This is a genomic window from Synechococcus sp. H55.11, assembly GCF_047462475.1.
Lineage (GTDB): Bacteria > Cyanobacteriota > Cyanobacteriia > Thermostichales > Thermostichaceae > Thermostichus.
Window position 1 is genome coordinate 25,709 of the sequence record NZ_JANSJI010000026.1, and the last position, 16,423, is coordinate 42,131.

The 16,423-nt window shown below is 61.3% G+C and carries 15 protein-coding genes and 1 tRNA gene; 7 read left to right on the plus strand and 9 right to left on the minus strand.

Translation table 11 applies throughout. The features are described from left to right. Positions 1-6: 6 nt before the first annotated feature. From NW853_RS00980 to NW853_RS01010, 7 genes are all read right to left on the minus strand, one after another. A complete protein-coding gene (locus NW853_RS00980) occupies positions 7-675 on the minus strand; it encodes a PHP domain-containing protein (protein ID WP_414347183.1) in 669 nt (222 codons plus the stop codon). 143 nt (positions 676-818) lie between these two features. Beyond that, a complete protein-coding gene (locus tag NW853_RS00985; RefSeq protein WP_414347185.1) occupies positions 819-1,979 on the minus strand; it encodes a pyridoxal-phosphate-dependent aminotransferase family protein in 1,161 nt (386 codons plus the stop codon). A gap of 30 nt (positions 1,980-2,009) precedes the next feature. After that, a tRNA-Cys gene (locus tag NW853_RS00990) sits at positions 2,010-2,081 on the minus strand. Positions 2,082-2,238: 157 nt separating this feature from the next. After that, positions 2,239-3,405, minus strand: coding sequence for a CO2 hydration protein (locus NW853_RS00995; protein ID WP_414347186.1), 1,167 nt, complete (start codon positions 3,403-3,405; stop codon positions 2,239-2,241). A 54-nt stretch (positions 3,406-3,459) separates the two neighbouring features. Then, a complete protein-coding gene (locus tag NW853_RS01000) occupies positions 3,460-4,977 on the minus strand; it encodes an NADH-quinone oxidoreductase subunit M (RefSeq protein WP_414347188.1) in 1,518 nt (505 codons plus the stop codon). A 13-nt stretch (positions 4,978-4,990) separates the two neighbouring features. Further along, the gene (locus NW853_RS01005; RefSeq protein ID WP_414347190.1) at positions 4,991-6,826 is read right to left on the minus strand and encodes an NAD(P)H-quinone oxidoreductase subunit F; all 1,836 of its coding nucleotides are present in this window, start codon (positions 6,824-6,826) and stop codon (positions 4,991-4,993) included. Positions 6,827-6,918: 92 nt separating this feature from the next. Continuing rightward, positions 6,919-8,136 carry a lipid-A-disaccharide synthase-related protein gene (locus NW853_RS01010; RefSeq protein WP_414347192.1) on the minus strand — a complete coding sequence of 406 codons (1,218 nt, stop codon included), beginning with the start codon at positions 8,134-8,136 and terminating at the stop codon, positions 6,919-6,921. A 60-nt stretch (positions 8,137-8,196) separates the two neighbouring features. Here NW853_RS01010 and NW853_RS01015 point away from each other — a divergent pair, with 60 nt between their 5' ends. The 3 genes from NW853_RS01015 (at position 8,197) to NW853_RS01025 (ending at position 11,344) form a co-directional block, all read left to right on the plus strand. Beyond that, on the plus strand, positions 8,197-8,532 hold the full coding sequence (locus NW853_RS01015) for a hypothetical protein (RefSeq protein ID WP_414333165.1): 336 nt from the start codon (positions 8,197-8,199) through the stop codon (positions 8,530-8,532). Between the two features lie 48 nt (positions 8,533-8,580). Next, the gene (locus NW853_RS01020; RefSeq protein ID WP_414333163.1) at positions 8,581-9,627 is read left to right on the plus strand and encodes a thiamine phosphate synthase; all 1,047 of its coding nucleotides are present in this window, start codon (positions 8,581-8,583) and stop codon (positions 9,625-9,627) included. Positions 9,628-9,790: 163 nt separating this feature from the next. Then, the gene (locus NW853_RS01025; RefSeq protein ID WP_414347201.1) at positions 9,791-11,344 is read left to right on the plus strand and encodes an AAA family ATPase; all 1,554 of its coding nucleotides are present in this window, start codon (positions 9,791-9,793) and stop codon (positions 11,342-11,344) included. Between the two features lie 13 nt (positions 11,345-11,357). Here the strand turns inward: NW853_RS01025 and NW853_RS01030 are convergent, their stop codons facing one another. After that, positions 11,358-12,326, minus strand: a complete 969-nt coding sequence (locus tag NW853_RS01030) for a 30S ribosomal protein S1 (protein ID WP_414333161.1) — start codon at positions 12,324-12,326, stop codon at positions 11,358-11,360. A 217-nt stretch (positions 12,327-12,543) separates the two neighbouring features. Here NW853_RS01030 and obgE point away from each other — a divergent pair, with 217 nt between their 5' ends. The 4 genes from obgE to NW853_RS01050 all read left to right on the plus strand — a co-directional run bounded on the left by obgE (position 12,544) and on the right by NW853_RS01050 (position 15,406). After that, entirely contained in the window at positions 12,544-13,581 is a 1,038-nt protein-coding gene (gene obgE, locus NW853_RS01035; protein WP_414347203.1) for a GTPase ObgE, read from the plus strand. 60 nt (positions 13,582-13,641) lie between these two features. Continuing rightward, the gene (locus NW853_RS01040) at positions 13,642-14,010 is read left to right on the plus strand and encodes a hypothetical protein (RefSeq protein WP_414333159.1); all 369 of its coding nucleotides are present in this window, start codon (positions 13,642-13,644) and stop codon (positions 14,008-14,010) included. Positions 14,011-14,031: 21 nt separating this feature from the next. After that, positions 14,032-14,727, plus strand: a complete 696-nt coding sequence (locus NW853_RS01045) for an L-threonylcarbamoyladenylate synthase (RefSeq protein WP_414333157.1) — start codon at positions 14,032-14,034, stop codon at positions 14,725-14,727. A gap of 73 nt (positions 14,728-14,800) precedes the next feature. Continuing rightward, the gene (locus NW853_RS01050; RefSeq protein ID WP_414347194.1) at positions 14,801-15,406 is read left to right on the plus strand and encodes a PAP/fibrillin family protein; all 606 of its coding nucleotides are present in this window, start codon (positions 14,801-14,803) and stop codon (positions 15,404-15,406) included. A 5-nt stretch (positions 15,407-15,411) separates the two neighbouring features. On the opposite strand, the gene NW853_RS01055 is transcribed toward NW853_RS01050, so the two are convergent. Beyond that, positions 15,412-16,317 (minus strand): hypothetical protein, encoded by a 906-nt coding sequence (locus NW853_RS01055; RefSeq protein WP_414347196.1) that lies wholly within the window; start codon positions 16,315-16,317, stop codon positions 15,412-15,414. Between the last annotated feature and the right edge of the window lie 106 nt (positions 16,318-16,423).

Below are 16,423 nucleotides of genomic sequence, written 5' to 3' on the forward strand. Positions count from 1 at the left end.
GCCTAGCTAGATTCGCCTGAGGATGCTGGGGCCGTGGGAGTCGGTGCCGCAGGTTTTCAAAAGTCCGTAGGTCTCGGCCAGCTTTTCCCCGATCGCCGTCTCTTCTGGGCTAGGAGCCCAAATTTCGGGGTTTTTGTAGGCGTAGTAGACCTCAAGGCCATCTAGGCCCAACTCCACGGCTGCCGGAACCAGCTCTTCCGCAGGCAACCCGTAGCGAAAAGGATGGGCCAACACCGCCAGGCCGCCTGCTGCTTGAATAGCCCTGATGGCCTCAGCAGCGGCCAGGCCGGGAACTTGCTCCCCTTGGATGTAGGGATCCAAAACAGGGTCGGCAGGATCAAACCCGTAGCCGAGAATATGCACCTCGCAGCCCAGCAGGTTGGCTGTAATCTCGATCCCCGGCCACAGAATGGGATCCTCGGCGCGATCCAGGTGGGCGCGGGCCTGTTCGTAGCCCTTCAGGGTGTGGTGATCGGTGATGGCCAGGCCCTTGAGGCCGTGCCGGCGCGCCTGCTCTGCCAAGTCTGCCGGATCCATGCGCCCATCGGAGCAGCAGGTGTGCAGATGAAAGTTGTACTGCAAGGGACAAGAAAGAGGGCCGATCCCTTGCAGCACCCGTCGCAGCTCCACCGCAGAAGCCACTCTACAGGGATCCCATTGCAAACCAACCAGCATGGCTACCCTTGCCTCCCCAACAGGCGCTGCTCCAGAGAAGCTAAGCTCCGAAGTTTTATGTTTTGTTAAGGATGTCCACCCATTCTAGCCGGGGTGCAGGAGGGGTGCCAGGTGTGGAGAACTACAGTAGTGGCCAGGGATCCCTAAGGGTTGGTCAAGATCTCTTCAGCAGCCTTGAGGGCTGCTCCAGGAGAGAAGTCGCTGTAGCCCAGTGTGTGCAGGGTTGACTCGAGAGCAGCCAGCGTGGTGAGAATGTCTCGGTCGCTCACAAAGCCCAGGTGGCCGATGCGAAAGATCTTGCCCTTGAGGTGGTCTTGGCCGGCGGCAAGGGCAATGTCGAAATGCTTCTTCAGGGTGCTGCGGATAGTGTCGGCGTTGATCCCTTCGGGAGCCAGCACGGCTGTTACCGAGGGGCTGGCCGCCGACTCTGGGTTGACCAAAAGCCTCAGCCCCAGCGCCTTGACACCGGCGCGGGTGGCCTGGGCCAAGCGGTCGTGGCGACGGTAGATGGCCTCCAACCCTTCCGCCCGCATCAGGCGCAGGGTAACTTGCAAGGCGTAAAACAGATTTACTGCCGGGGTAAAGGGAGTGGTGCCCTGGCGTAGGGCTTTTTGGGCCAGCTTGAAGCTCCAGTAGTACTTGGGAAAGCGAGAGCGCTCGGCAGCAGCCATGGCCCGCGGGCTGACGGCCACAAACCCCAGCCCCGGCGGGATCATGTAGCCCTTCTGGGATCCAGAGGCCACCACATCCAAGCCCCACTCGTCCATGGGCACTGGCATCGCCCCCAAACTGGTGACCGCATCCACAATCACCAGCGCTTCCCCATGCTCGCAGGCGGCAGCCGCAATGGCCTGCACGTCGTTGGCCACGCCGCTAGAGGTTTCCGAATGGGTGAGAATGACCGCCTTGATGGTCTTCTCCCGGTCGGCGGCCAGCTTTTCTTGGAAGACCTCGACGGGATAGGGCACGCCCCAGGGGGTTTCTATCCGCTCGCACTGCAGGCCAAATTGCTCCGACATCTCGGCCCAGCGCTCGCCAAACTTGCCGTTGACCCCCACCAAAACCCGTTCCCCTGGGCTGAGGGTGTTGAGGATCCCGGCTTCCATGGCCCCGGTGCCGCTGGAGGCAAAGACAAACACATCGGAAGTAGTCTGGTGCAGCCAACGCAGCCCCTCCGTCACCTCTTCCAGGATGGCGGTGAACTCTTTGCTGCGGTGCTCGATAGGCCCCCGCGCCATGGCCAGCAGCGCACTCTCGGGAACGGGAGTGGGGCCGGGGATCATCAACATCAACTTGTCTTTCATGCGTGTCCCGCCAGGGAGGTCAGGTTTAAGAGGTGGCGGCCAGATTCGAACTGGCGCATAGAGGTTTTGCAGACCTCTGCCTTACCACTTGGCTACGCCACCCTACTCCTCAATCAGACAAGACATTGTATCCGAAAATGGGATCCCCTAGCCACCGCTGCGCGGGAGCTACAGACGTAGGATGTTACAAAGCAGCCCCTGCTCTTCTGGCGAGCCAGATATCGCTCCAAGCGTCCCTGGAAAAACGACAGAACCAACATTAGTCTTGCACACTTAACAGACGGGATCCCAGCAGGCGTTGCAGCCAAGGGGCAAGGAACTCGCGGTTAGCCGACTGCTGCTCTGGATCCTGGGTTTCCAGAGGAAAGGGGGCAAGGGCCCGCAGGGCGGCAGTGGTAACGCAGAACATGGCCTTTTGGAAGCTGAGGCAGATTTTCACCCTGAGGTCATCTTCCCCGCGCGGCTGGCGGCGGTAGTGCTCCCGCAAAGACTCAGGCAGGTGGCGCATCATATCCTGAATCAAGAGGGTGGGTGGGATCCCGGCGCTCCCCACCGGCAGCGGATCGGCATAGAGGGCTCCATAGGCGAAGTCCGCCTGCTCGACCGGGATCTGGTGCGCCTGGGCGTTGTAGGAGACTGTGCCCATGAAGGGGAAAGAGCGGAAAAACACGGCTTCCACGTAGGGCAGGGCCGTGTCGGGCAAGAAGGTCAGCCCCGCCGACAGGGGGATGATCTCGTAGCGGTGGCCCCAGATGCAGGGAGCGTAGGTGATGGGCTTGTTGGCGGCTGCCACCAACCCCTGCTGGATGTGGGCCACCACGTCGGCAAGGGTGAGCTGGGGTTCGCTCTCGTGACGCTTGGCCAGGGTCAGGAAGAGATCGCTCATCACCCGCCAAAACTGGCCCAGGCCGCTGTACATGGCCAGCATGCGCACCTGTTCCAGCGCAAAGTCGGGGCAGAGGAAGTTAAGGCCCTGCAGAAGGGGGTTGAAGCGGAACTTGGCCCGAATGGCCACCTTGGCTCGCTCGACAAATTCGGGAGTATCCAGATAGCGATCCAGACCGCCCCCCCCATGCCAGAGCATGGCTTTCATGCAGTATTCGGCAAACTCGTAGTTGATGCGATCGTGCCAGAGGTAGCGCAGCCATTTGCCCGGCGTAATTTCGCCGTTAAAGTACTTAAAAGCGGGGAACAGCTCCAAAAATTGGTGGTCGGCAATGAAGATTAAATTCTGGGAGTAGGCATCCAGCACCTGGCCGTAGCTATGGAGGATGCCGATCACCTCCAGCCGGTTGCTGGGGGAATCCGGCACAAGGGCTCCCCCTGCCTCTAGGCGTTGGACAATAGGAGCCAGTCGCCATTGCTCTAGAGGATCTAAGCCGGCCAGAAAGAAACAGGAAGGAGCGGGAACCAGGGTAGCAGTCATGGGAGAAGCAGCGGTTGAGACAACAACAAAAACCCAGTTGATCTCACCAAATCGTCACAACGAAGATGACCCAGGCCCGAAAGCAGTGATCGGCCTGCCTGCTTCAGCAAGATTGAGGGCCACCGGCCTGGCCCAGTGAGCGGCGGTGGACTCCACCCAATGGGTTGCCCAGGCAGGCTGGAGGCCGAGCCACACCACCAGCACTGCTAGAACTACAGCAGGCAGGCGTTCTCCGGCGGCATGTCGTTGCATGGCAATGGCCACCTCCGAGAGGCGCCCGAAAAAGACACGGTTCACCATTAGCAGAAAGTAGGCCGCCGTCAATCCTGTCCCCACCATGCACAGCAGCGTCTGCAGGGGGAAGACGGGAAAGCTGCCCCGAAAGAGGGTGAACTCGGCAATAAAGCCCACCAGGCCGGGCGTGCCGCCGCTGGCCATCACCCCCAACACCGTCAAGCTGCCAATAAGCGGCAAGCCCCGCTCCGGGTTGAGCAATCCCCGCAGCAACCTGAGATCCCGCGTGCCGGTATTGGCGTAGACGGCACCCACCAGCAGAAACAGCAGCGAGGAAATCAGGCCGTGGCTCACCATCTGGAATAGGGATCCCACCAAGGAGAGGGGGGTGGCCGCCGCCGTGGCCAGGAGAATGTAGCCCATATGGGCAATGGAGCTGTAGGCCACCAGCTTTTTCATATCTTGCTGCACCAAGGCGTTCAGGGATCCATACAGCACATTGGCCACCGCCCAACTGGCCAGCCAGGGCCCGGCTTGCTCCCAGGCAGCCGGCAAAAGCTGTAGGCCAAAACGCACCAGGCCATAGGTGCCCAACTTGAGCAAGAGCCCCGCCAAGAGCACCGAAATGGGGGTGGAAGCCTCCACGTGGGCATCCGGCAGCCAGGTGTGGAAGGGCACCAAGGGGATCTTGATGGCCAGCCCCAGCAGGATGGGAACAAGCAACAAAAGCTGCTGCAGCAGGGGCAAGGGGTGGGCCTGCAGAACGGTGTAACTAAAGCTGTGAACCTCGCTCAGCCAACTGAGGCCGAAAAAGCCAATCAGCAGCAGAATACCAGAGACAGCGGTGTAGACCAAAAACTTGGTGGCAGCATAGGTGCGCCGCGGCCCGCCCCAGATGGCAATCAGCAGATAAAGCGGGATCAGCTCAACTTCGTAGAACAGGAAGAATAGCAGCAAGTTCTGGGCCAGAAAAGCCCCCGCAATGGCGGCTGCCAGCAGCAACACCAAGCTGTAGTAGAGGCGAGGCCGCTCCACCTGGCCGCTGGCCCAAAGGGCAATCAACACCAGCAAGCCAGTCATCACCACTAGCGGCAGGGAGATCCCGTCCACCCCCAGCTCATAAACCAAGCCCAACTGCGGGATCCAGGCCACTCGTTCGGCCATCTGGATCCCTTGCTCTTGAGGATCCAAAAGCAGCAGCAATCCCAAGCTCAGCCCCAACAAAGCCAGGCCAAACCCCAAAGCCAAAGTCCGGTGCAGGCCCTTCCCCGCTCGCTCGGGGATCAGCCCCACCAAGATGCTGCCCAACAACGGGATCCCGACCAAAAGGCTGAGCATCGCTTTCTCCCACTCAATAGGCCAATCCCAAATGGGGCGAACGCAGCAGCCAAGCGGTAACCACCACGACCCCAATGACAATGAGCAGCACGTAAAGCTGCATCCGCCCCGACAGGGTGTACTTGAGGGCTTCGCCGCTAAACCAAAAAGCCAGGCTCACCCCGTTCACCAGGCCATCCACCCCGTTGCGATCCAGCCATTCCAGTCCGCGGGAGAGGGCGCTGACCGGCTGCACCAGCAGCGCCTGGTAGAGCTGCCCGGTGTAGAAATCCTGGGCCAAGAGATCCTGCAGCTCCGGCCAGGGCAGGCGCAGCCGCCGCCGGCCTCCCCAGTACAGCCAGGCACCAACACCGCCTCCCAGCAACCCTGCGGTCCCCAGCAAGACAGCCATCTGCTGCAGCTCCGGGATCCAAGCGGGATAAAGCCCCCAGCGCCAAAGCAGCCAGGGCATGAGCAAGTTCTGCACCGTCAGGATAACCATGGGCAGGGCCATCAGCCAGCCCACCTCAGGCGCGCGGCGCGTCTTGGGCTGCGGGGATCCCAAAAAGACCAGACCAAACACCCGCGCCAGGTTCAAAGCCGTCAGCCCGTTAACCAGCAGCAACACCCCCATCAGGGCCGGCTCGCTGTACACCAGCGCCAGGCGAATGAGAGTCCAAAAGCACCCCAGTGGGGCCACCATCCCCAGGGATCCCACGGCAAAGGCGGCTAGGGTAGCCGGCATGCGGCTCCCTAGGCCCCCCAGCTCCGTCAGATCCTGGGTAGCAGTGGTGTAGATGAGGGATCCCACCCCCATAAACAGCAGCGCCTTGGCCAGGCCGTGCGTGAGCAGCAGCTCCAGGGCCAAATCCGGCTGCCCCGTCCCCACCGCCACAAACACCAAGCCTAGGTAGGCACTGGTGGAGTAGGAGAAGGTGCGCTTGAGGTCGATTTGCGCCAAGGCCACTAGGGATCCCCCTATAGCCGTAATCGTGCCGATGGCCACCAGCACCCCATCGGTGAGGGGAGAGAGAGCCAAAAGGGGCTGCAGCTTGATCAAGACAAAAGCGCCGCAGGCTACCACCGCCGAGTTGCGCAGGATCGAAGCCGGGTTGGGCCCCTCCATGGCCTCATCCAGCCACAGGTGTAGCGGGAACTGGGCGCACTTGCCCAGCGGCCCTGCAATCAAAGCCAACCCCATCAAGGCCGCCCAAGTCGGATCCAAGCTGGTCGTAGCCGCCCAATCCCGCAGGCCGGAAAAGGTCAAAGAGCCGGAGAAGTTGGAAACCGCCACCACCCCCATCAACAGCAACAGGTCTCCCACCCGTTTGGTGAGAAAAGCATCCCGCGCTGCAGTGACCACCAGCGGCTGGGCGTACCAGAAGCCCACCAACAGATAGGTGGAAAGCGTCAGCATCTCCAGCAGCGCGTAGCTGAAAAACAGCGAATCGCTGAGGGCGATCCCCGTCATCCCGCCCTCGAAAAAGCCCATCAGGGCGGCAAAGCGACCCAGGCCCCAGTCCTTATCCAAATACCCCAAGGCATAGATCTGGGCCAGCAGGCTCAAGCCGCTGAACCAGACAACGGTTCCCAGCGTCAGAGACGAAACCTCCAAAGACAGGGTCAAATCCAGATCGGCCACCCGAAACCAGAGGTAGTTCAGGATCTGGGGATCCCGACCCCAAACCTGCCGCAACAGCCAAAGGCCATGAGCAAGGGCCACAAAGGTCAGTAGGATATTGAGGTAAGCTGCCGGGCGCGGGCCACTGCGCTTGATCCAGCCACTGGCCCAAGGGAGAGCCAGCGCCGTTCCCGCCCACCCGTAGCAAGGGATCCACCAACTGCTCTCCAACCCCAAAAGGTTTGACATTACCCAATAAATTGAACAATGACAACGAACAGAAAACCAACGGAGATCAGTCAGGATTTTTAACTCGTTCTCTGGTTAAGGATTTGAGATCACTATATACCCGGCTCGGACGGTTCCAAAACCGGGTCGGGTGGCTTGAGCCAATCTCGAACCTGGGCGGCAATCCGCCGGGCAGCGCCTGGAGATCCCATGCGGCGGCGTCCGTGGGCCTGCAACTCAGCCGTGTAGTTGGGATCGACGGCCAGACGCTCCAGAATCCGGCCAACCACAGCGGGGGCCTGCTCCACCGAGGTCAAGTGGACGGCGGATCCCAGCAGACGGGTTTGGGCTTCGGCAAAGCGGAGCGTAAACTGTGGCCCCCCGCCCGGCAAAGTGACCACCGGCTTTCCCAAGCCCACACATTGCTCGGTGGCCGTTCCCGCCATGGCCAGCACCACCGTGGCCCGGTGGGCACAGGCGCCGAAGTTCCCCCAAACCAGAAGTACATCGCTGCGCTGAGGTGGGATCCGAGCCTGAAGCTGGTCTGGTTCCAGGTTGGGGCTGAGGGCAGCATAAACTTGAACCTCCCTTGGGATCCGCTCCACCACCTGCATCATCAGGGCCCAGTTGCGGTAGGCTTCCGGCGGACGGGATCCCGGCAAGAGCAGCAAGGCCGGTCGGTGCGGATCTAAAGGTAATGCCCCGCGCGGCTCCAGGCCGTCCATCATCGGGTTGCCCAGGTAGAAGGCCCTCAGGCCCCGTTTTTGCAAAGCGGTTGCCGTCAGCTCATCCCGCAAAAAAGAACCCAGGCAGCGCCGGTGGGCCATCAGCCAGCGTTCCCAGGGCAGGTAATCGGAAACCGGCTGCCCCATCCAAGCGCGGCGGTACGGCCCCCGTTCGTCCCGCCAGTAATAATCCGACTTGGCCGTGCCCACGAAAACATAGGGGATCCCGCTCCACCAGGCCATCGCCAGGGGCACAATGTCTCCCACCGCCAGCACCAGCTTCATCTGAGCCGCCGCCCGCCGCACCAGAGCCAGTTGCCGCCCCGTCAGCCCCAACAGGCCGGCCCGCAGATCCCGCCACAACTGCCGCCAATCTTGATAGATAAACCCCCCCGACGGCATCACTTGAGCAACGGGCAGAAGGGGGATCCCTTGGCGTTGGTAGGCTGTCCCTTCTCCCACAATTGGCAGGGCTTGCACCGGGATCCCCAGTTGGATCAGGGCCAGGGCAAGGCGGCTGCCCACCTCATCTTCCCCGTGTCCATTGCTCAGACACAGCACCGGCGGCGCCAGGCGCAATTGGGTTCCCGGTCTGGGCTGAATCAAGCGGGATCCTCCAGAAATCTCCTCCTACAATAGAGCCAATCCGAGAGGGGAAGCCGGGAGATGATGCGAAATGAGCGACAACGAGCCGAGTTCATTGCGGCAGTAGAGGCCCTCCAGCTCGAAGGCCCCTATTTCGTAGAAGAGCGCCTCACCCGCCATCGTGGCCCTTTCTTACGGGCAGTGAAAGATGTGCCCGTAGGCGGAACTTGGTGGGAGATCCGTTATTTTCCCGCCTGTGAGTGCTACGCTTGGGCCTACCTGCCGGAAGGGGCCGGCCCGCGGGAGTTTGCCTGGGGCCACACGCTGCAGCAAGCTTTTCTCAACGCCTTGTGGCATCAACCCCTTTCTGCCGAAAGCCAAGAACAGCTGCGGAAAAACCATTCCGATTTACAGTAGAGATCAAGATTCTCTTAAACTTCCCTCTTCTTCCCGCGTGCAGGGAACATGAAACCGCAGGCCGTCGCCCGTATTCTGGATGCCAACCTCGACCGCGCTCGCGAAGGGCTACGGGTGCTGGAGGAGTGGTTTCGTTTCGGCCTGGAAGAGGAAAAGCTCTCTGCGGAATGCAAGGCCATGCGCCAAGCCCTGGCCCGCTGGCACAGCGACCCGCTGCGGCTGGCCCGCGATACCCCTGCCGACCCAGGCACCCAGATCTCCCACCCGCAAGAGGAGCAACGGCGGGATCTCGGCCACCTGTTGCAGGCCAATTGCAGCCGTGTGCAAGAAGCGCTGCGGGTGCTGGAAGAATACGGCAAGTTGGCCGAGTCCAGTCGTTGGGTAGCGCCCGGCCTGGCCAAGCTGGCCAAAGACATGCGCTATCGGCTCTATGTTCTGGAAAGTGAGCTGCTGGGGGGATCCCTGCGGCAGCGTCTCCTGGCAGCCCATCTTTATTTGGTTACCAGCCCGGTGCCCCACTGGCTGGAAGTGGTGGAAAAGTCCCTACGCGGGGGGGTAACACTGGTGCAGTACCGCCGCAAAAACCTTCCCGACAGAGAGATGCTCTGGGATCTCAGGCAGCTGCGGCAACTGTGCGACCGCTATCAGGCGTTGATGATCGTCAACGACCGGGTGGACTTGGCTTTGGTCAGCCAAGCGGATGGGGTACATCTGGGGCAGACGGATCTGCCGGTTGCCCAAGCCCGGCAACTGCTGGGAGCGCAGCGGCTGATTGGCCTGTCGACCACCAACGCTGAAGAGCTGGCCCAAGCCCTCAATAGCGGCGTGGACTATATCGGCGTCGGCCCCGTCTATGCCACTCCCACCAAAGCGGAAAAACCCCCTGCCGGCCTGGAGTACGTGCGCCTGGCCGCCGAAAAGGCCCATCTGCCCTGGTTTGCCATCGGCGGCATCGATCTCCACAACCTGGCCGAGGTGCGCCAGGCAGGCGCCAGCCGCGTAGCCGTGGTGCGGGCCCTGATGGAAGCGGCGGATCCCACCCAGACCGCCCGCGCCATGTTGGCCGAACTGCAAGGGATCCCTGCTCTATCCTGAAGATAGACCCCGAATCTTCTCAAGACCCTTCTAACTCCCGATGGCAGAGGCCGCAAAAGATCTCAAAGAGCTCCCCGATCGCAATCGGCAAAGCAGCGGGGATCCCGGCTTGAGCGGGATTGCCACCGAAGTGCAAGGGGAGCTGGTGCGGGAGCTGGACTTGATGATCCGGGCCCGCTACCCCCTGATCTACCTGGTTTCCCCCGAAGAGGAGCCGGCGGACGCCGTGCTCGTGCAAGTAGCCAAGAGAACCGATCCGCCGCGGCGGCTGCTGTTCTGGGACGTGGTGCGGGGCTGGCAAGATACCGGCGAAGACCGCGGCTCCATCATGGCCGCTCTAGGGCGGGTGTGGCGCTCGGCCCCCCAGGAAGACACCCTGTTTGTGCTGCGGGATCTGCACTTTGTGCTGCGCAACGCCAGCAGCGACAAAAATGCCCCCATCCTGCGGGAGCTGAAAAACCTCAGCCGCGAGCTCAAGCGCACCCGCAAAATGCTGATCCTGCTCAGCCACACTCTGGAGGTGCCCAGCGACCTGGCCGAGGAGATCACCGTCGTCGATATTCCCCTGCCCAACAGCGAAGAGATCAGCCGCCTCATCCAGCTCTACGTGGCCCCGGAAAAACTCAAGCTCAGCCCCCTGGCCCGCGAGCAACTGGTCAAAGCCTGTCAGGGGCTGAGCCGGGAGCGCATCCGCCGCGTCTTGGCCCGCGCCTTGGCCGCCAAGCAGGAGGTGAACGAGGCCGACATCGACCTGGTGTTGGAGGAGAAAAAACAGGCCATCCGCCAGACGGGCATCCTGGAGTTTTTCACCGCCCGCGAGACCCTGAAAAGCGTGGGCGGGCTGGACAACCTCAAGGCCTGGGTGCGGGTGCGCCAGGAAGCCTTTACCGAAGAGGCGCGGCGCTACGGCCTGCCCAACCCCAAGGGCGTGCTGCTGGTGGGGATCCAGGGCACCGGCAAGTCCCTCTCCGCCAAAACCATCGCCAACGAGTGGCGGCTGCCCCTGCTGAGATTGGATGCCGGGCGGCTCTTTGCCGGCATTGTGGGGGAATCAGAAAGCCGCGTGCGGCAGATGATCCAACTGTCAGAAGCCATGGCCCCCTGTGTGCTCTGGATCGACGAAATTGACAAGGCCTTTGGCAACATCACCAGCAGCGCCGACGGGGATTCGGGCACCAGCCGCCGGGTGTTTGGCAGCCTGATTACCTGGATGCAGGAGAAAACCAGCCCGGTCTTCATCGTGGCCACCGCCAACAACGTGCCCCTGCTGCCGCCGGAGCTGTTGCGCAAGGGCCGCTTTGACGAGATCTTTTTCCTCAACCTGCCCACCCAAGCCGAGCGCAAGGAGATCTTCCGGGTGCACCTGCAGCGGCTGCGCCCCAGCCGCCTGCGGGAGTTCGACCTGGATGCCCTGGCGGCAGCCGCTCAAGACTTCAGCGGCGCCGAGATCGAGCAGGCGATCGTGGATGCGATGTACAACGCCTTTGGGGGCGGCGGCAGCGGCGCTCGGCGCGATTTCACCCAAGAAGACATCCTGCAGTCCATCCGGGAAACTGTACCCCTGGCCGCCATCGCCCGCGACCAGATCGAAAGCCTCAAGTGCTGGGCTGCCCAAGCGGGTGCCAGGACAGCTTCTCAAGATGCCCAGGTGCTACAGGAAATGAAGCAGTGCTTTGCTTCCCAGCATCCAGCTTCACCGTTGCCCACCAGCCCTTGATCCCGAAACCACCTTATTCCACAGCCGTCGCTGCGTATTCCAGCTCTTCCTCCGCCACTTCCGCTGGGGCTTTCTCCGCCTGTCCTTGCTTGGCAGCCAGCATTTGCTCGCGGTACTTGGCTGCCATTTCCTCGGCTTTCTCGTACACCAGCTTGGGATCCCGAATCATGTCGCCGGGATTGGGCTCCAGTTGCTTGGTGGACAGCGAGATCCGCCCCCGCTCCGCATCCAGATCGATGATCATCACCTTCACTTCGTCGTTGACGTTGAAGACACTGTGGGGCGTGTCGACATGATCGTGGGAGATCTCGGAAATGTGCAGCAGGCCGGAGACGCCACCAATATCGATAAAGGCGCCGTAGGGCTTGATGCCTCGCACCGTGCCGACTACCACCTCGCCCACTTCCAGCTTGTTCATCTTCCGCTCCACCAAGGCGCGGCGATGGCTCAGCACCAAACGGTTGCGGTCTTCGTCCACCTCCAGAAACTTCAGGGGCAGCTCTTCACCCACCAGCTCTTCTTTCGGCTTGCGGGTGCTGATGTGGGATCCGGGAATAAAGCCCCGCAGCCCTTCGATCCGCACCAGAGCCCCACCTCGGTTGGTGGCAAAAATGGTTGAGCGGACGGTGGCATCTTCTTTCTGGAGCTGTCGTACCCGTTCCCAGGCCCGCATGTACTCGATGCGGCGGATAGAGAGGGTCAGTTGCCCCTCCTCGTTCTCTTCGGTGAGGATAAAAAATTCGCGGGTTTCTCCGGGCTGCAGCATCTCGTGTGGATCTTCCAGGCGGCTAATCGACATCTCCTGGAGCGGCAGAAAGGCAGCCGTTTTGGCCCCGATATCGATCAAAGCACCGCGCGGCTCCACCGAGAAGACCGTACCCGCCACAATTTCACCGGGGCTAAAGTGATAGTCATACTTATCCAGGAGAGCGGCAAAGTCTTCAGTGGTAAAACCTACATCGGCAGCGGTGAATCGACTCATAGGGGTGCAGTAACAGAATCAGTTGCGCGGAATCAATGGGTAGAAGGCCAGTCGAGTTTGGCAAAGCCCCAGATGAGAGTATGTTTACTCTCCCACTTTCCCACCTGCGGCGGATGTGGCTGGGGAAATACCATAGTAGCTCAGCGGGGCGTCTTTTGTGGCAAGTTTCCCGGCGATCTTGCCAAGCTAGAGCATAGAAGATTTGGGAGAAGAACGATTGCACTTTATTGACCAAGCCGAAATTGAAGTGCAAGGGGGAAATGGCGGAGATGGCATCGTGGCCTTCCGCCGCGAAAAGTATGTGCCGGCTGGGGGGCCATCCGGTGGCAATGGTGGGCGGGGCGGCTCGGTGATCCTGGTAGCAGATCCCGGCCTGCAGACCTTGCTGGATTTTCGCTTTCAGCCGGTGATCAAGGCAGAACATGGGGCCAAAGGGGGGCCCAACCATCGCAGCGGGGCTGGTGGTGCGGATCGGCTGGTGCGGGTGCCCTGTGGCACGATGGTGTTCAACGCTCAAACCGGCGAGCTGCTGGGGGATCTAGTGTGTGAGGGGGATCGAGTGTTGGTGGCCCGCGGGGGCAGAGGCGGCCTGGGCAACGCCCATTTTTTAAGCAACCACAATCGTGCCCCCCGCCGATTTACCAAGGGCGAACCCGGAGAGCGGGTGCGCCTGCGCCTGGAGCTGAAGTTGATTGCCGAGGTAGGCATTGTCGGCCTGCCCAATGCGGGCAAGTCCACCCTGATTTCGGTGGTCTCTTCTGCCCGGCCTAAGATTGCCGACTACCCCTTCACCACCCTGCAGCCCAATTTGGGGGTAGTGCCTCATCCTTCCGGAGATGGGGTGGTGTTTGCCGATATTCCGGGGCTGATCGAGGGGGCCCACTTGGGGGTGGGGCTGGGCCACGAGTTTTTGCGCCATGTGGAGCGCACCAGGGTGCTGATCCATTTGGTGGATGGCACAGCGGCGGATCCCGTCAGAGATTATCAGACCATTCAGCAGGAGCTGCGCGCCTACGGCCACGGGTTGATCGATAAGCCGCAAATTTTGGTTTTGAACAAGATCGACGTTCTGGATCCTCAGCAGGTTGCCGAGTGCACCCAGAGGCTATCGGCTGCCGCCGGCACTTCGGTGGTGGCCATTTCTGCGATTGCCAGGCAGGGGCTGGATCCGCTCTTGCAGCGGGTGTGGCAGTGCCTGGGTCGGGGATCCCCTGCGGAGCTGGATCTCGTGGGGGCAAAATCCATCCAGTCCTGAGGCGGAAGCATCCTAGAATGGGAGAGCCCATGCCTTGCCAAGCTCCAGAGATAAGTGGCTATGTATATCTCGGCGGAGGATCTGCCACCGGATTTGCGTCAGATCATGTTGGCTGTTGAACAGGCAGCCCAGGCGAGGGCAGGAGCGTGTGTGGAGCTGTTGCTGCTCCTGCGGCTGCTGGAGGAGATGCACCGCGCAATCCTGGAGGGTGCCTTTCGGGAGGCTTTGCCCAACACCCGTCAAGCTCTGTATCGGGTGCTGCAGGATCTAGAGGAGGCGGGCGACTGGCCCTACCTGCCACGTCTGCATATCCAAGCCCTGATGCAACAACTGAAGGACTGGCCGCAGGGATCCCTGCCGGTGCCGCCCACTCCCCGTTCTGCAGGGGTTGTGGAAGTGGCGGAAAGCCCTAGCTGCCCCGAATCTTGAGATTTTGCTTTTTTCTCCCGAATGGCCGAGTATTTTAAGCTCCATCCGCAGCATCCCCAGGCCCGCTCCATCCAACGGATTGCAGCCGCTCTGCGGGAAGGGGCGGTCATGCTCTACCCCACTGATACGGTCTATGCCATTGGCTGCGATGTGACCCACAAGCAAGCGGTAGAGCGGGTAAGGCGTCTCAAGCGGCTTTCCAACGACAAGCCCCTCACCTTTTTGTGCCCTTCGCTTTCCCAAATTGCCCAGTACGCCCAGGTGAGCGATCCCGCCTATCGACTGATGCGGCGGCTGATCCCAGGCCCGTTTACGTTTCTGTTGCCGGCCACCAAGCTGGTGCCCCGGTTGGTGATGGATCCCAAGCGGAAAACCACTGGCATCCGCGTGCCCGATTCGGCCATCTGTCAGGCGCTGTTGGCCGAGTTAGGCAACCCCATCGTCTCCACCTCGGCCAAGCTGGGCGGGGATCCCGTCGGCTCTTTGGAGGTGGGTTTTGACTCTGTTGGGGATTGGGAAGAGGGGGGAATCTTTACCGCCGAAGAAATGCGACAGTTGGAGAAACAGGTGGATCTGGTGCTGGATGACGAGGCTCCCTATCGGGCCCAGGTCTCGACGGTCATCGATCTCACGGGGCCGGAGCCCCTGTTGGTGCGGGCAGGCCTGGGGTACGAGCAGGTGGCAGAGCTCAGGCGGGTGGAAGAGCTGACTGGCTGAGGGCCGGGATCCCCCTTTCCCTACTCGGCTGCCACCAACTCCTAAAATAGGGTCGTGCTGCTGCGGTAAGCCCATGCCTGGGTCTTTGGCTGAGCAAAAACTGGCCCTGTTGCGCCTGCTGGAGGTGGCCGACCGAGGCCGGAAGGTTTCCCCTGACCAGAAAGCCCAAATCTTGTCTCACATTGCTGCCCTGGAAGTGCTCAACCCCACCCCCAGGCCAACCTCTGCCCCTGAAAAGTTGGAGGGGAACTGGCTCACCCTATTTACCACCAGCACAGACCTGCTGCGGCTGGCCAAGTTGCCCTTTCTGACCACCGGCGAGATCTACCAGTGCATTCGGGCCAAAGCTGGACGGGTCTTCAACGTGGCGGAGATCCAGGGATCCGGTTGGCTGCCACGGGGAGTTTTGGCGGTGGCGGCCCGCTTCTACCCGGAGTCGGAACGCCGGGTCAGGGTCATTTTCGAGCGCTTTGTGCTCGGCTCCCAAGCGTTGATGAGCTACGAGATCGAGAGTTTTCTCCATTTGCTTGAACGGGCTCCAGAGCGGATCCCGGCTGTCCAGATCGACCTTCGCCGCCGCGAGCCAACAGGCTGGCTGGACATTACCTATTTGGATGAAGACTTACGGATGGGTCGGGGCAGCGAGGGGAGTGTGTTCGTGCTCAAGCGGGTGAGTTGAGGCTGCTAGCTGGAGGTTCCAGAAGGCTCCTTTTCTGGGATCTCAGGGAGTGGCTTCTGGGCTAAGGTAGCGCCTATTTCTTGGAGAACCTGCAAGGCACGGTAGGACTGCCGTAAAACCTGCAGCTCCTGTTGAGTTTGCTCCAGTTGCCGAGCCCATTGGTCATGTTGAGAGCGCAACTGCCGATTCTCGCATTTTGTGCGCTGCAGGAGGCGCTTGAGCTTTTGCTGCTGCTGCTGGAGCTGGGCCCGCTCGGCTTCCGACTGCTGCAGTTGGATCCCTTGGCGTTCCAGCTCTATTTTTAGGGCGGTAACTTGCGATTGAAGCTGGCGGAGCTTTTGGTGCAGTTCCCGCCCTGGTGTGGGTTTGGCCGGTTTGGAGTTTGGGGAAGAGGGCGGGGGTGATGTTTGGAGATTTTGCAGATGCCGTTGCAACTGTTGGGCTTGGGCCTGCAGAACTCGGCACCGCTGCTGCTCGCTGCGCAGTTGCGCTTGGGCGCGTTCGCAGGTTTGGATTTCGGCTTTCACCTGCTGCTTGATGCGGTCGAGGATCTTTTGGTGGCGGAGCTGGGTTTGGCGGATCTCCTCAGCCACTTGCAGAGGACGCGGATCCACCTCAGGTCGCCGCGGCCTGCCACCGTGATCGGCGGGATCGAAGGGGGACACAGCCGCCAGCAGCGAGGCTCGAAAGTCAGGCCAGGAATGCGACTGCAGACCCATCTGAACCAGCCGCCAAACCCCGTAGGAGGCCCCAATTGCCGCTACCAGGCCAGGGATCCCGGCCAAGGACAGGGAAACCTTGGGCAGGGTCGGCAGGATCTGATCCAGCAGGCCCACCACCAATGCGAAGACAAAGATCCCGCTCCCCGCGGCAGCGGCACCTGGGACCCAAGAGGAGCGGGAGGACATCATCGTTTTTGTTTATCAGAACCACCAGAGCGGGAGAACCAGGGCAGAGGTCAGGTTCAAAAATCACCTGTCTGCATCTCAGTTTATCCCACCGGCAACCTCTGTCTCT